Here is a 15,232-nt window from a genome sequence, read left to right on the forward strand (position 1 = left end):
TGAGGGGAGAATCTGTCCATTTTTATCCCGTTTGGACGGTGCAAAGGGATTGGGATCTTTTTCCCACTCGACGGTGGACATCAGTCCGGGCCGCCATTGGCGCGGCAGCGCGGCGCAGCAGGATTGTTTGCCGCCGCCGCTAAACGGGCTGACATTGGGGCCGCCGGAGCGGTTGACGCTAAAGCGGTTGATATTGGCGGAGGTGTGGTTATAGCCCTCGACCGGTGCGGGTAGCATCTCATTGGCCGGCTTGCTGCCCATGGCCTGGGCCGGCAATAGCGCGGCGAGGGCCAGCCCGGCCAGGCCGTGTTGGATGGACCGCCAGACGGCGGCGAGCTCAGACATGGTCAACTCCTTGCTTGCGGTGGCGTGGCGCGCGGGTAGTGATCTGCCATCACGGTACCGCGGGCTGTTGCGTCGCCAACTGACTGGCGATCCAGTTTCCGCGCTCCGGCTCTTCCCACAGCGATTGGGCGTCCGCCTGACAACTTAGCGCCGCCAGGTGGTCCAATAACGCTTCCCGGCCGCACAGTTCCGGCTCGTCTTCCTGGCGCTGTTGCAACAGCGCATGGGCTTCGGCATAGGCCTCCAGCTGCTGGCGCTGCTCGACGTTCAGCCGCAGCGCTGGCTCCGCTGGCGGCGGCATGGCGGCCGGGGGGCTGAGCTTGGCCAGCTCACCGTCGCGGTCGCGCCACAGCCAGCGGTCGATGCCGTGGTTCAGCGCAGCGGCTTGCACCGGTGTCAGGATGTGTTGCACCACGCGTAGCAGCCGCGGGTCGTAGTAGCGCAGCAGCGTTCTGGCGCCGTCGTCCAGCTCCGCCAGTAGGCAGCGGCGCAGTTGTTGGACAAGAGTGGGCAGCGGGCTGGGGCTGAGCAGCACGATCCACTGTGGCTGCGACCACAGCAGGCTGAGCGCGCCGTCCAGCCAGTCGCAATGGCTGGGCTGCGACAGCATCACCCGCACCAGCAGCGGCGAGTCCTGCCGCAGATCGCTCAAGGGGGTGTCGTCGAACAGGCGCAGGCATTCCAGCCGCGGCTGGATCATGGCGAGGCGATGGAGCCAGTTGTCGCCGTCGGCGGCCGGGTCCAGCAGCAGGTCCAGGTGGCCGTAGCGCCGCTGCGCCGCGGCTGCGCTGATCTGGTCGAGATAGCGGTGGTGAGGTTCGGTCATGTCGCTTCCTTTCCTAGGCGGCGGTTTCCAGCGGGACCAGCGGATTGGCGTTCGCCAAGGCCAGGCGCAGGCATTCCTTGCACACCGAGGCCGGCAGTTCCGGCAAGGGCAGGGTCTGGCCGCCGGGCGGGGCCATGTCGTAGACGCCGCGCAGTTTGAGGTCGCCGGGGCTGTGGATGTCGATCTTGCCGTCTTGCAGGCGGATGAAGGCGCCGCCGCTGGCTAGGGTGATGCCGTTCTTGGCGTTGAGCAGTAGTTGGCCGTTGACGGTTTGCAGCGTCATATTTTTTTCGCTGCTCAGGTCCAGCGCGTCGCCGTGGGCTTCCAGCTGCAGCTTGCCCTGGCCGGCCACCAGCCGCATGCCCTGGCTTTGCGCCAGCAGGGCGATGGCCTTGACCGCCACCGCGTGCAGCGATTCGCCGCTGCCCAGATTGATGTCGTCGCCGGCCTGAAGGTGGATGGCCTGGCCGGCGCTGGCGAGGAGGGAGGCGGGGGTGGCGTGGGCGATGCCGGCCGGCGCGTGCGCCAACAGCGCCGATCCGGCTAGTTGCTTGCTGTTGTCTAGCAGGGTTTGCAGGGTGTCCAGCATGGGTTTGGGATTGCGGTGCTCGCCGGCCAGGCGCAGCAGTTCCCGCGCCTGGTTCATGGCGGCGTCCAGCTGATCCAGCGCCGCCTGCATGTCCAGTTGCTTGCCGCGCGCCTTGGGTTGGGCGTCGGTGCTGAGGAACAGGCCCTTGGCGGCGCGCAGCGCGCCCCAGCCGTCGGTTCTGAGTTCAAAGCCTTCGCCGCGCGGCGCGCGCTGGCCGTCCACGGCGTGGCCCAGATTGAGCTGGCTCTTGTCGAACTCGGTGGCCAGCTTGATGTGCTCCTGGCCCTTGCGGTCTTCCAGCCGCAGCTTGTTGTTGGCCCAGGTGCGGATCAGGTTGCGGCTGTCCCAGTGCGCGCCGGGGTTGCTGTCGGTGAGCTCGGAATTGTGCAGGCAGCCGCTGATATAGGGCCGGTCCACATCGCCCAGCACAAAGCTGACCAGTACCTCGGTGCCTGGGTGCAGCGGGAAGTGCAGGCCGTATTCCGGGCCGGCGTAAGGCCGGGCCAGCCGCAGCGGGCGGCTGTCGCCGCCGGGCGACCATTCGTCCAGATCGAAAGGCAGGCGCACGCAATAGTGGCCTTGCAGGTCGATGGCGCCGTAATGGGTTTTTTCCGGGGCGACGACGCGGGACGGCAGCGCGCCGGGGAGGCGCGGCGCCGGGGTCAGCCGTTCCTGGCGATAGGGCCGGTCGGCGGGCGTGGCGGTGAAGGCGTTGCGGTAGGCGTCGCGGCGGCCGCCCTGGTGGCGGACGGAGACCAGCAGCCAGCCGTCCGGGGCCGGAGCCAGCACCGGGCCGTCGTGCTTGAAGATCTGGCCGGGGGCGAAGGCTTGCAGGCAGTTGCCGTCGCCGGCGGCGATCCACTGGCGGCAATGCTCGCGCTGCTGGGCGATCAGCACCGCGCGCTGTCCCTGCTCCGGGTTTTTGTAATGCTCGCCCCACTGGTAATCGACGCCGCGGGCGCCTGGGGTCTTGGCCGGCGGGCCGCCCTCGGCCAACAGCGGCTGGTTGGCGTCGCGGTAGTTGTAGTCCTTGCGCTGGAGGCGGGCGCGGATGGGCTGGGCGGCCAGTTCGAAACGGCTCAGGGTTTCTTCGTTGTCGGCCATGCCGGCCTGGGGGCGGAGCTTGAGCTTGACGCCGCCCTGGGGCGGCTGGGCGGGATCGCGGCCGGTGCGGACGTAGGCGTCGATGTCGTCGCCGAAGACAATGGTTTCCCAGGCGGCGTTGTCGGGCTCGGTGAGCAGGTAGTAATAGAGGCCGGCTTTCTCGGCCAGCCGATGGATGAAGTCCAGATCGGACTCCTGATACTGGGTGACGAACTCCAGCTTGGGATAGGGATTGGGGTCTTGGCCGAACAAGGGGCGCAGCCGCCAGGCGACTTCATGGCCGCGATAGCCGTGGCGTCGCAGCACGGTTTCGATGATGTCCGGCACGGTTTGCTGCTGGAAGATGCGGGAGAAGCGGCCTTCGGCCAGGCGGGCGAGCTGGGATTCGACGCGGACCTGATACAGCGCCTCGTCGCGGCTGGCGCTGAGGCGCTGGGCATGGCTGACCACGCCGCGCCAACGGCGCAGCAATTGGGGCGGGGTGTCGGGAAAGAGGGCTGCGTCCGGGTGGGGTCCGTGGATGGAGAACAGCGCGTAGCGGTCCAGCAGGGAGACGAGGTCGATGTCTTGCTGGGCGGAGGTGAAGCGGATGTCGGCGGCGAAGGGCCGGCCCAGGGTTTCGTCCAGAGTGAAGGATTCGACCGACAGCAGCTCGGCCGGCAGTTCGGCGATCTTCAGGTGATAAAACTGTTGCGGCGGCATGGCGGAGTCTCCAGGTGGACTTGCCCCTCGGGCCGTGGAGGCGGCCCGAGGGAGCGCTTAGTTCTTGGCCTTGGGCATTTGCGAGACCAGGGACAGGTTGATGTCCAGGCCTTCCACCTGGAAGTGCGGCACGATGAACAGCTTGACCTTGAAGAAGCCCGGATTGTCTTCGATGTCTTCGACGACGACCTGGGCGTCGCGCAGCGGGTGCGAGGCTTGCAGCTCGTCGCTGGGGTCGGTCATCTCCGTGACCAGGAGCTTGATCCAGGTGTTGAGTTCCAGTTCCAGCAGACGGCGGTCCTTGGTGGCGCCGATGTTTTCGCGCTGGATCAGCTTCAGGTAGTGCGCCAGCCGCGACAGCAGGAAGATGTAGGGCAGCCGCGCGTTGATGCGGCTGTTGGCGCTGGCTTGCTTGGTATCGTACAGCGCCGGTTTTTGCGTGGAGTTGGCGGAGAAGAAGCAGGCGTAATCGCGGTTTTTGTAGAAGGACAGCGGGATGAAGCCCAGGTTGGCGAATTCGAATTCGCGGGTTTCCGGTATCAGCACTTCGGTGGGGATCTTCACCTGATTGCCTATGCCCAGGTCGTACAGGTGGATGGGCAAGTCTTCCACCAGGCCGCCGGCCTGCGGGCCGCGCACTTGCACGCACCAGCCGTTGCCGATGAAGCTGCGCACCATATTGGCGGCAAAGGCGAAGCCGGCGTTGGTCCATAGGTAGCGCTGATGGTCCGGGCCTTTGACGTTTTCGGCGTAGTTGAAGCTGCGCACCGGCACGGTGTCGGGGCCGTAAGGCAGGCGGGCCAGGAAGCGCGGCAAGGCGAGACCGATGTAGCGGGCGTCGTCGCTATCGCGGAAGCTGCGCCATTTGATGTATTCCGAGCGGTCGAAGTAGTTGGCCACGTCCTGGATGGCGGCGACTTCGTCCATGCTCTCCTTGCCGAAGAAGGCCGGTCCCACGGCGCCGATGAAGGGCATGTGGGCGGCGGCGGACACTTTGGCGATGTCGCGCAGCAGGGCGATGTCCTGCGGGCCGCGGTCGAATTCGTAGTTGGAGATGATGGCGCCTATCGGTTCGCCGCCGGGGGTGTCGTATTCCTGGATGTAGGTGTGTTGGTACAGGCCGCTCTGAATCACTTCCGGCGCGTCGTCAAAGTCGTTGCGCAGGTCTTCCTTGCTGACGTCCAGCACTTCGATCTTGACGTTTTTGCGGAAGTCGGTGCGGTCCACCAGGAAACGCAGTCCGCGCCAGGCGGATTCGATTTGCTGGAAGGACGGGTTGTGCATCACCGCGTCCAGCTGACGGCTGATTTGCGCGTCGATGCGGGCGATGTGGAAGTCCAGCAGGCTTTTGTCCAGGCGGTCCACTTTTTGCGAGGATTCCTGAATCATTTTCAGGAATACGTTCACCGCCACGGCGATGCGCTCGTCCAGCGGCGCGTCCGACATCGCTTCCGCGGTTTGGTAAGCCTCGATGGGCTGGGCGCGGGCCACCGGGGACAGGTTGATCTTGGCGCATAGCGATTCATACACGCTGGCCGGGGACTCCAGCACGATGGTGTCCTCGGGCTGCTGTTGTTTCTGGGTCGACATGAGCGGGCTCCTGATTTAGTGGGCGGCTTGGCTGAGCGGGATGATGCGTTCCAGTTCGCTGCGCAGGTTGGCGGAGAGGGAGTCGTCGCGCAGGATTTTTTCCAGCTCGCGGCGGAAGGAGGCGTTGTCCAGCAGATTGGCTTTGAGGTCGCGCAGCAGATTGCGCATCGCCAGCAGCGCGCGCAGTTCCGGAATCCGCGCCGCCACCTGTTCCGGGTGAAAGTCCTTCATGGCCTTGAAGTCCAGTTCCACCGCCATTTCGGAACCGTCGCCGGCCAGCGTGTTTTCCACCACCAGCTTGGCCTTGGGGTTGAGTTCGGCCAGCACCGCGTCGAAGTTGTTTTTGTCGATGGACACCTTTTCCCGTTCCGCCAGAGGCCGCTGTTCCTGGCCATGGCTGTAGTCCCCCGCCACCAGCAGTTTCAGCGGGAGTTCGACTTTCTTCTGCGCTCCGCCGGTATGCAGGTCCAGCTTGATGTTGACCCGCGCGGCGGGCACTTCGTTTTGAAAGCTTTCAGCCATGGTGTTTCCTCCTGCGATCAAGGTTTGAAGCATGTCCATTTCCCCTGCAGGCAAATGGGCGGTTGGCCATGTTTCGCGTCATCGCCGTATTTTTTGGCGATGCGCGATCTGGCGGATATTCTGTGTTTTCCCCTTTTTTTATTTAGGTCAACAAGCTTGCGTTATTTGATTTTGTATTTATGGATGTTTCGTTTTGTTTTTCAATGTTAACCAGATTATGGGGTTTGAGGCAATATGGTCGTTGGGTTGACAGGGGGGCTTGTTTGGTGGCTAGAATACGCCATGTTTATGGCTTCGTGCTCTATTGATTTCAATGTCATAAGTAGTTTATTTGTTTGTTTGTATTGATTTTATGGTTTAATTTTTGAAAATGTTTTTTTGTTTTTATTGGTTATTTATTTTTGATTTTTTATTGTGATTGGCTTGCTGTGAATTTTCAAATAACTCCGTGCGCTGTTTTTCAATGTTACGGCGTGCTGTTTCAGAGCCTAATCAGAGGTTGTCCGCATGAAAGTTTTTCGTCCGATGTGGGTGGAGGGCGCTTTATTGTCCCCTCAGCATTTTCAGCAGCAGTCCTTGTGGTTTTCCCATTTGGCGGCCTTGTTCGGACGTTTGGCTCAGCCCTATTTTTGGGGCTGTTGGGAGGTGGAGTGGGATGAGGCCGCGCTGAGCCTGGGCAAGCTGAAGCTGGAAAGACTGCGTTTGGTCCTGCCGGACGGCGCCGTGGTCGACTGCGCCGAGGCGGACCGCTTGCCGCCGGCGCGGGATTTTGCCGCGCCGGCCGAGGCGCTGAGCGTGCAGGTTTTTCTGGGCTTGCCTTTGTGGGAGGCCGGGGGAGGCAATTGCGAGCGCGAAGGCGAGACGCCGGCGCGGCCCAGGCGGCAACGTTGCGAATACCTGGAAGTGGAGGACTTGTACGACGGCCCGCCGGCGGAGCTGGGGGTGGAGCGAGGCAATTTGCGCTTGCTGTTGGAGTTTGAGGAGCGGGAGGACTATGTCTGTTGCCCCTTGCTGCGTTTGAGCCGCAACGGTCAGGGAAGATGGACGCGGGATGCGACGTTCTGGCCGCCGGCGCTGCGTTTGGACACCGCGCCGGGTTTGCTGGACATGCTTGGGCGGATAGAGGAGATGCTGCTGGCGCGCAGCCGCCAGTTGTCGGAGCGCCGCCGCGAGCGCGGACACGGCTTGGTGGATTTTTCAGTGTCGGACGCGGGCCTGTTCTGGTTTTTGCACTGCGTGAACAGCGCCTGGCCGGTGCTGGCGCATTTGCGGCAGACGCCGGCCAGCCACCCGGAAACGCTGCACCGAGCGTTGGCGCAGTTGTGCGGCATGCTGTCCACGTTTTCGCTACAGCAAGATCTGGCGGATATTCCCGCTTACCGGCATGAAGACGCCAGGCCGGGTTTCCTGCGGCTGGAAGACTGGATCAGGGGCTGCCTGGATACGGTGATCCCCTCCCAGGTGGTGTCGGTGCCTCTGCAGAAAGGGGAGTCGTCGATGTGGCATGGCCAGTTGGCGGATCCCAGGCTGGGCGAGCAGGGCGGCTTTTATCTGTCGGTGAGGGCGGATATGCCGCCGGCGCAGTTGCTGGAGCGTTTTCCGGCGGTGTGCAAGATCGGCGCGCCGGAGGATGTGGAGACCGTGGTCAGCACCGCTTCCGGCGGCGTGCCTTTGAGCGTGCCGCCGCGTTTGCCCGCCGCCTTGCCGGTGCGGATGGAAAACCTGTACTTCGTTCTGGACGCCGGCCATCCGGCCTTCCAGCGCATGCTGGCCGCGCAGGCGTGCTCTTGCTATGTGCCCGCGTCTTTGCCGGGCGTGGTGGTTGAACTCTTCGTGGTGTTGAAATCATGAGCAAGCAATTTCCGCCGGAGGCTTTGGCCCGCAGTTTCCGGGACACCGCGCTGACGGTGTCGATGTTGGCCGACAAGGACGCGCCGGAGCATGTGGAGGATTGGCGCGAGCACGCGGCCGGACTGGTGAGCGCGACGCGCGAGGCGCTGCGTCAGGCCGGCGCAGGCGAGGCTTTGATCGAGCGGGCCAGTTACGCGCAATGCGCCTTGCTGGACGAGGCGGCGCTGCGCCGACTTGAGGGCGCGAAGCGGGCGGCTTGGGCGCGGGAGCCTTTGCAAGTGCGCTTTTTCAACAGTTATCAGGCCGGCGAGGTGCTGCTGGGACAGATGCGGGCGCATTTGGCGCAGCCGGCCGCGGAGCCGGCGCTGGGCTGGTGCTATGCGATGGTGCTGGCCTTGGGGTTTCGCGGCGGGGAGGACGACGCGGCCAGTCAGGTTCTGTTGGGGCAGTTGAGCGCGGGCCTGCCTGCGCCCTTGCCGCTGCCTTCCGGCGAATTCGACGGTGGGGTTGCCATGTTGCGCGGCGGCGCGTCCCGGCGTTTCCGGCGCTTGGCTTTGCCGCTGGCCGCGGCTGGGGCGGGCTTGCTTGCGGTGTGGCTTGCGCATGCCGCGCTGAGCGGTTGGTTGAATGCCGCCGATGCCGCCTTGGCGTTGACGTAAAGGGGGCGGGCGATGCGTATTCACGCGCATTTTTTCTGTTTATGGGCGCTGTCGCTGGCGGCGGCCTTGTGGTGGTTGGCGCAAATGGCGCCGTGGAGCGGCGCGGCGCGCCTGGGCGCGGGGCTGGCGGCTACGGCGTTCTGCTTGGGCTGGGCGGGCTTGAGGCTGCGGCGCTGGCGCCGCGACGGCGCGACGTGGGAGTTGTTGCTGCCGGGTTTGCTGGATTTGCCGCAGGGCTGGCGCAGCGGACGCGCTGCGGTGGTGGAGCTGGAAAGCCGGCGCGGCGCCTATGTGGCGGTGGAGGACGGCGTGCTGAGGGTGATGGTGCCGACTCCGGCTTTGCTGGAGCGCGCGGTAGCGGAACTGGTGGCCTGGCGGCGAGGTTCGCCGCCGGACGCCTTGGCCTTGCGTTTGGACGCGGCGGCCGAATGCAGCGAGCCGGCCTGGTTGGGGCGCTTGCAAGCGTGGCGACAGGCGATTGCCGACGTGGAACGTCGTTTGGCTTGCCGCTTGCCGGTTTATTTATTGGTGGGATTCCCCGCGCCGGCGCGCAGCGCAGGCATGGACGGCGCTCTGGGCGTGGTGTTGCAAGGCGCTCCGTGCGCCAGCCTGCGGCAGTGGCGAGAGCGGTTGGAGGATTGGCGCGGCCGGATGGAACTGCAGCCGCCGGCCTTGGGCGACGAGGGCGCGCGAGCGCTTTTCGATTTGCGTTTGCGCGCCGGCGCGGTGGGAGGTTGGCTGGGCGCTCAGGTCTTGCCCGCCATATTGCAGGGGGCGACGCCGGCCCCGGCGCCCGGCTTGCAGGGCATCGCCTTGCTGCCGGCTCAAGGGCGGGACGCGGCGTTGTCGCCGTGGGGCCGTTGCCGGCAGGCCTTGAGCGGTTTGGCCGTGCGTTCGCTCAGCCTGGACACGGGCGAGCCGGAAGGCGTGCCTAGAAGCTGGCTGTTCGGTTTGGCGCCGGGCGCGCGCCTGCCTGCCGTCTGGCGGCTGGTTTTGAGTCTTTGGCTCTTGGCTTGCCTGACGGCCGTGGCGGCGTTCGCCGCTTCGGCCTGGTCCAACCGAGCGTTGCTGGAGCGCTTGTCGGCCAATGTCGCGCATTACCGCGCGCTGCCGATAGAGCGGGACGAGGCGCGTCGCCAGGCGCTGCTGACGCTGGAAGGCGACGCGCGCGAGTTGCGGAGCCATGTCGATCTCGGCGTGCCTTTGCGCTTGGGATTCGGCTTTTACCGGGCTCAGCCGTGGCGGGAGCGCATTGCCCGGCTGATAGCCGATTACCGCCCGCCGGCGGCGGCTCCGGCCTCGGTGTCGCTGGACAGCCTGTCCTTGTTCGATAGCGGCAAGGCGGTGTTGCGCGCCGGAGCGGAGGCGGCGTTGCAGCCCGCATTGGCGGCGCTGGCGCTTTATCCGGAGCGAAATGTGCTGGTGGCCGGCCATACCGACAGCGTGGGCCAGGCGGAAGCGAATCAGCGCTTGTCGTTGCAGCGCGCCGCGGCGGTGCGCGACTGGCTGGCGCAGGAGACCGGCTTGCCGCTGACCCGTTTTGCCATCCAGGGCTACGGCGCTACGCGGCCGCTGGCGGGCAATGAGGATGAGGAGGGCCGGGCGCGCAACCGGCGAGTAGAGATTACCTTGCTGCCGGCGCTGCCCGTCAGGTGACGGGCGGCAGGCGGCGAGGAGGCCGCAGGGTGCGGCGCGCTCGCTCCGCGGCGTCGAGCTAGGACGAGACGGCGAGCGAGCTTGTTTAAACTTAAGTTATTAAGTTAAGCCAAGGAGGGTTTGATATGGCGATACCAGCGTATATGTGGTTGAAAGACGACGGTGGCGCGGACATCAAGGGTTCTGTGACGGTGCAAGGCCGGGAGAACAGCGTGGAGGTGGTGGAGTTCGACCACGCGGTGCGCATTCCCACCGATGGCAACACCGGCAAGTTGACCGGCACCCGCGTGCATGAGGCGCTGACCCTGGTCAAGGAGTTCGATGCTTCATCGCCTTATCTGTACAAGGCGGTGACCAGCGGCCAGACGCTGAAGGAGGTCGAGTTCAAGTGGTATCAGATCGACGACGCCGGCAGCGAGCAGGAGTACTTCAACATCAAGCTGGACAACGTCAAGGTCGTGTCGGTGGCGCCTAAGATGTACAACATCAAGGACCCGGACCGCGAGCGCTACAACCACTTGGAGGAGGTGGAAATGCGCTACGAGAAAATAACTTGGGCTTACAAGGACGGCAACATCATCCACTCCGACAGCTGGATTGAAAACCGTTAGCGCCGCCGCGCACGGCAAGCGCGGGGCTTAGGCGAGCGGCCGGCTTGGCGGTTCGTCGCAGCGCCTCGCGCTTGCCGGCGGGGGTCCAAGGGAATTAGCGATGCCGGCCTTTCTGGCCGGCATGCGCTTTGTTTGGGAAAAGACGGAGATGACTCTCGATTCTGTTCATTTGCTGCGGAGACTGAACGAGCACTGCGCCCGGGCGCTGGAGGCGGCGGCCGGGTTGTGCCAGGCGCGCACGCATGCCGAAATCACGGTTGAGCACTGGCTGGTGAAGTTATTGGAGCAGGGAGACGGCGATTTGGCCGCTTTGCTGCGGCATTACGAGATCGACGTGGATGAGATCTGGCAAGGCTTGCTGGCCGCGCTGGAGCGCCTGCCTCGGGACCGGCGCGGCAAGCCGGGCTTGTCGCGAGGGCTGCAGGAGTTGCTGCAGGCCGCCTGGTTGATCGCTTCGCTGGATTTCGGCGGCCAGCAGATGCGTTCCGCTCATCTATACCTCGCCTTGCTGGCGGCGCCGGAGCGTTTGTCTTGCCGGCAGGCCTGGCCATTATTCAGTTTGTCCGCCGCGCAGGTGCGCGCGCGCTGGGCCTGGCTGGAGCAGGTGTCGGCGGAATCCGAGGCGTTGGGATCTGTGGAGGCCGCGGCGTCTGCGCCGCCGGAGGCCGGCCGCGACGGGGCCGCGGCGGCGGATGAGCTGCCTGAGGTGTTGAGCCGTTTTGCCGGCGACCTGACAGCCAAGGCGCGCGAGGGTTTGATCGATCCCGTGTTGGGGCGCGACAAGGAAGTGCGCCAGATGGTGGATATCTTGCTGCGTCGGCGCAAGAACAATCCGATCCTGGTGGGCGAGCCGGGGGTGGGCAAGACGGCTTTGGCCGAGGGCCTGGCCTTGCGCATTGCGGCGGGCGAGGTGCCGGAGGCATTGCGCCGGGTGCGTCTGCTCGCGCTTGATCTGGGCTTGTTGCAGGCCGGCGCGGGGGTCAAGGGCGAGTTCGAACAGAGGTTGAAGCAGGTGATAGAGGCGGTGCGCACGGCGGCGGAACCGATTTTGCTGTTCATCGATGAAGCGCATGTGCTGGTGGGCGCCGGCAATTCCGCCGGCGGCAGCGATGCGGCCAATCTGCTGAAGCCGGCGCTGGCGCGCGGCGAGCTGCGGACGATAGCCGCCACCACCTGGTCCGAGTACAAGCAGTATTTCGAGCAGGACGCGGCGCTGGAGCGTCGTTTCCAGATGGTGAAGGTGGACGAGCCGGACGATGCCGCGGCCTGTTTGATGCTGCGGGGTTTGAAGCCGCGCTATGCCGAGCATCACGGGGTGGCGATCCGCGACGAGGCGATCACGGCGGCGGTAAGCTTGTCGCGGCGCTACCTGGCCGGCCGGCAGTTGCCGGACAAGGCCGTGGATTTGATCGACACGGCGGCGGCGCGGGCGCGGATGAGCCTGGAAGGGGCCGCGGCGGAGCTGCAGGGCGCGCAGGCGCGGGTCTTGGCGCTGGAAAGCGAGAGAGAGGCTTTGCGGGAGGATGCGCGGCTGGGCGCGGGCAACGCGCAGCTTGAGTCCCGCCTGAGGGCGATCGAGTTGGAACTGGCGGCGGCGCGGCTTGAGAACGAGGCTTTGCAAGGGCGTTACCAGCAGGAACGGCAGGGCGCCGAGGCGCTGCGCAGGCTATGCCGGGAGTGGGGCGGGCGGCCGGACGGCGCGGCGCGGCTGGCCCAGGCGCGGGCCGATCTGGCGGCTTTGCAAGGGGAGCGCCGCCTGGCGGCCGCCGACGTGGACGCCGCCTTGGTGGCGGAGGTGATTGCCGATTGGACCGGGGTGCCGGTGGGCAAGCTGCTGGCGGATGACGCGGCCAATCTATTGGGTTTGGCGCCGGCCTTGCGGGAACGGGTGCGCGGTCAGGAGGCCGCGGTGGCCGAGATCGCCCAGTCCCTGCTGGCGGCCAAGTCCGGATTGGCGCCGGGGCGAGGCCCCTTGGGCGTGTTCTTGCTGACCGGGCCGTCCGGCGTCGGCAAGACCGAAACCGGCCTGGCCTTGGCCGATCTTTTGTTTGGCGGTGAGCAGGCCTTGCTGACCATCAATCTATCCGAGTATCAGGAGGCGCATACCGTCTCGCAATTGAAAGGCTCGCCGCCGGGTTATGTCGGCTATGGCCAGGGCGGGGTGCTGACCGAGGCGGTGAGGCGGCGGCCGTACAGCGTGATCTTGCTGGACGAGGTGGAAAAAGCGCACCGCGATGTGCTGAACCTGTTCTACCAGGCGTTTGACCGGGGTTTCATGCGGGATGGGGAGGGCCGCGAGATCGATTTTCGCAATACCCTGTTTCTGATGACGTCGAATCTTGGCAGCGAGCTGTTGCTGGAACAGGAGGGGGAGTGGGAGCGCGGGGCCTGGCTGGACGCGTTGCGCCCCGTGTTGCTGGCCCATTTCCAGGCGCCGCTGCTGGCGAGGATGCAGGTGGTGCCGTTTGGGCTGCTGTCCGAGTCCGCCTTGGCGGAGATCGCTCAATTGAAGCTGGCGACGCTGGCCGCGCATCTGAAGGAGTCGCAAGGCATTGAGCTTGAGGCCGGAGAGGACTGCGCGCGGGCGATGGCCGGCGCTTGCGGTAGGCGAGACAACGGCGCGAGGGGTCTGGATCATCTGATCCGGCAGCAGTTGTTGCCGGAAATGGCGGCGCAGTGTTTGCAGTGGCGTTTGGAGCGGGGGGGCATGCCGGCGCGGATTGCGCTGGCGGCGGGGCAGGACGATCAGCTGGAAATGACGTTGTTGTAATCGTCCCGGAGCCTCGCCGATACTTGGCTTCGTCATTTTTCAGCTCTAGTGAATATCACCTTCCATGTTTTTTGCAGCTGGGAAAGCGGATTGATACAATTCAATCCGCTTTTTCTATTATGAATAGAATAAAAGTCGTGCTGTAATGGAAATCGCAGCGATCCGAAAAATCACAAAGACAGGACTTGACGCATGTTCGTCGGAATCGGGTACCTCATAATTCTTGGCTCCGTGCTGGGGGGATTCGTCGCTGCGGGGGGGCATCTCGCCGCGTTGATGCAGCCGCTGGAGGTGGTGATGATCGCGGGCGCCGCGCTCGGCGCTTTCGTGGTGGCCAACGGCGGCGCGCCGCTGAAGGCCACGATGAAGGCTTTCCCCACCGTGTTCAAGGGCACGCCTTACAGCAAGGCCTTCTACATGGAGTTGTTCTCGCTGCTGTTCGAGATTCTGACCAAGGTGCGCAAGGAAGGCCTGATGTCCATCGAGGCCGATGTCGAGAATCCGGAAGCCAGTCCTGTCTTTTCCAAATACACCACCGTTCTGCACGACCACCACGTGGTGGAATTCATCTGCGATTACCTGCGCCTGATGGTGGGCGGCAACCTCAACGCTTTCGAGATCGAGAACCTGATGGACGTGGAGATCGAAACCCACCATCACGAGGGCGAAGTGCCGGTCAACGCGGTCAAGGGCCTGGCCGACGGCTTGCCGGCCTTTGGTATCGTGGCGGCGGTGATGGGGGTGGTGCACACTATGGAGTCCGTGGGCGCGCCGCCGTCCGAGCTGGGCATGCTGATCGCCCACGCGCTGGTGGGCACCTTCCTCGGTATTTTGCTGGCCTACGGCTTCGTCGGCCCGCTGGCCACCATTCTGGAGCACAAGCTGGGCGACGGCACCCGAGTCTACCAAACCATCAAGGTCACCATTCTGGCCAGCCTCAACGGCTACGCGCCGCAAGTGGCGGTGGAGTTTGGCCGCAAAGTGCTGGCTTCGCATGATCGTCCGTCCTTCAAGGAACTGGAAGACCATGTGAAACAGGCGAAGAAATAAGCGGGGGGCGCGATCATGGCTGACGAATCGCAACGGCCCATTATCGTCAAACGCATCAAGAAGGGCGGCCACGGCCACCATGGCGGGGCCTGGAAGATCGCCTACGCCGACTTCGTGACCGCGATGATGGCCTTCTTCCTGCTGATGTGGCTGCTGGGTTCCGCGTCGCAGGGCACCTTGAACGGCATCGCCGAATACTTCAAGACGCCGCTGAAGGTGGCGCTGTCCGGCGGCGCCGGCGCCGGCGACGCCACCTCGGTGATCAAGGGCGGCGGCAATGATTTGACCAAGCAGACAGGCCAGGTCAACAAGTCCGGCTCGCCGCAAGACGAGATCATGCGCAAGCAGCAGGAAAAAGCGTCGATGGAGCAGCTGCAGAACAAGATCCAGAGCACGGTGGATCACAGCGAGCTGCTCAAGGAATACAAGAATCAGCTCAAGCTGGAAATCACCCCGGACGGGCTGAAGATCCAGATCGTGGACGAGCAGAACCGTTCGATGTTCGACTCCGGCAGTTCGCGCATGCTGCCGCATACCCGCGTCTTGCTGCAGCAGCTGGCGAAAGAGCTGAACATGATGCCGAACAAGATCAGCATCTCCGGCCATACCGACGCCAAGCCATTCGGCAGCGGCCAGGGCGGCTACAGCAACTGGGAGCTGTCGGCGGACCGCGCCAACGCGGCGCGGCGCGAGCTGGTGGCGGGCGGCCTGCAGGACAACAAGGTCTTGCGCGTGGTGGGCCTGTCCTCGGCCAACCCGCTGGTGAAGACCAATGTGTTCAGCCCGGAAAACCGGCGCATCGCCATCGTGGTGCTGAACAAGGAAGCCGAGAGCAATATCCTCAACGACGGCTACAAGCCGCAGATGAACCAGGATGTGATTGGCGGGCCCGCGGAGGGCGGGGCGGAGCCGGCAGAGGCGCCGGCGGAAGCGCCGGCCAAATAATGCCGATGCGAG

12 protein-coding genes are annotated in these 15,232 nt (G+C 64.8%); 7 read left to right on the forward strand and 5 right to left on the reverse strand.

The window, feature by feature from the left end; all coding sequences use genetic code 11:
• The 5 genes from NK214_RS20995 to tssB form a co-directional block, all read right to left on the reverse strand.
• On the reverse strand, positions 1 to 345 hold a 345-nt coding region (locus NK214_RS20995; RefSeq protein WP_253315405.1), incomplete at its 3' end, for a DUF3304 domain-containing protein.
• A 49-nt stretch (positions 346 to 394) separates the two neighbouring features.
• Entirely contained in the window at positions 395 to 1,171 is a 777-nt protein-coding gene (locus NK214_RS21000) for a DUF4123 domain-containing protein (protein ID WP_253315406.1), read from the reverse strand.
• 13 nt (positions 1,172 to 1,184) lie between these two features.
• The gene (locus tag NK214_RS21005) at positions 1,185 to 3,566 is read right to left on the reverse strand and encodes a type VI secretion system Vgr family protein (RefSeq protein WP_253315407.1); all 2,382 of its coding nucleotides are present in this window, start codon (positions 3,564 to 3,566) and stop codon (positions 1,185 to 1,187) included.
• 57 nt (positions 3,567 to 3,623) lie between these two features.
• A complete protein-coding gene (gene tssC / locus NK214_RS21010; protein WP_253315408.1) occupies positions 3,624 to 5,156 on the reverse strand; it encodes a type VI secretion system contractile sheath large subunit in 1,533 nt (510 codons plus the stop codon).
• A gap of 15 nt (positions 5,157 to 5,171) precedes the next feature.
• A complete protein-coding gene (gene tssB, locus NK214_RS21015) occupies positions 5,172 to 5,678 on the reverse strand; it encodes a type VI secretion system contractile sheath small subunit (protein ID WP_107799467.1) in 507 nt (168 codons plus the stop codon).
• Positions 5,679 to 6,185: 507 nt separating this feature from the next.
• On the opposite strand from tssB, the gene tssK reads away from it, so the two are divergent.
• The 7 genes from tssK (at position 6,186) to motB (ending at position 15,220) form a co-directional block, all read left to right on the forward strand.
• Positions 6,186 to 7,529, forward strand: a complete 1,344-nt coding sequence (gene tssK, locus NK214_RS21020; RefSeq protein WP_253315409.1) for a type VI secretion system baseplate subunit TssK — start codon at positions 6,186 to 6,188, stop codon at positions 7,527 to 7,529.
• On the forward strand, positions 7,526 to 8,188 hold the full coding sequence (locus NK214_RS21025; RefSeq protein ID WP_107799465.1) for a DotU/TssL family secretion system protein: 663 nt from the start codon (positions 7,526 to 7,528) through the stop codon (positions 8,186 to 8,188). The genes tssK and NK214_RS21025 overlap by 4 nt, the downstream gene beginning before the upstream one ends.
• A gap of 12 nt (positions 8,189 to 8,200) precedes the next feature.
• Positions 8,201 to 9,844 (forward strand): OmpA family protein, encoded by a 1,644-nt coding sequence (locus NK214_RS21030; protein WP_235089090.1) that lies wholly within the window; start codon positions 8,201 to 8,203, stop codon positions 9,842 to 9,844.
• A gap of 125 nt (positions 9,845 to 9,969) precedes the next feature.
• Entirely contained in the window at positions 9,970 to 10,455 is a 486-nt protein-coding gene (locus tag NK214_RS21035) for an Hcp family type VI secretion system effector (protein WP_107799463.1), read from the forward strand.
• 148 nt (positions 10,456 to 10,603) lie between these two features.
• A complete protein-coding gene (tssH, locus tag NK214_RS21040) occupies positions 10,604 to 13,225 on the forward strand; it encodes a type VI secretion system ATPase TssH (RefSeq protein ID WP_253315410.1) in 2,622 nt (873 codons plus the stop codon).
• A 192-nt stretch (positions 13,226 to 13,417) separates the two neighbouring features.
• Positions 13,418 to 14,275 (forward strand): flagellar motor stator protein MotA, encoded by an 858-nt coding sequence (motA, locus tag NK214_RS21045; protein ID WP_107799462.1) that lies wholly within the window; start codon positions 13,418 to 13,420, stop codon positions 14,273 to 14,275.
• Positions 14,276 to 14,290: 15 nt separating this feature from the next.
• Positions 14,291 to 15,220: a flagellar motor protein MotB gene (gene motB / locus NK214_RS21050; RefSeq protein WP_107799461.1), complete on the forward strand. Its 930-nt coding sequence runs from the start codon at positions 14,291 to 14,293 to the stop codon at positions 15,218 to 15,220.
• Positions 15,221 to 15,232 lie beyond the last annotated feature (12 nt).

The organism is Chromobacterium sp. S0633 (genome assembly GCF_024158805.1).
GTDB lineage: Bacteria > Pseudomonadota > Gammaproteobacteria > Burkholderiales > Chromobacteriaceae > Chromobacterium.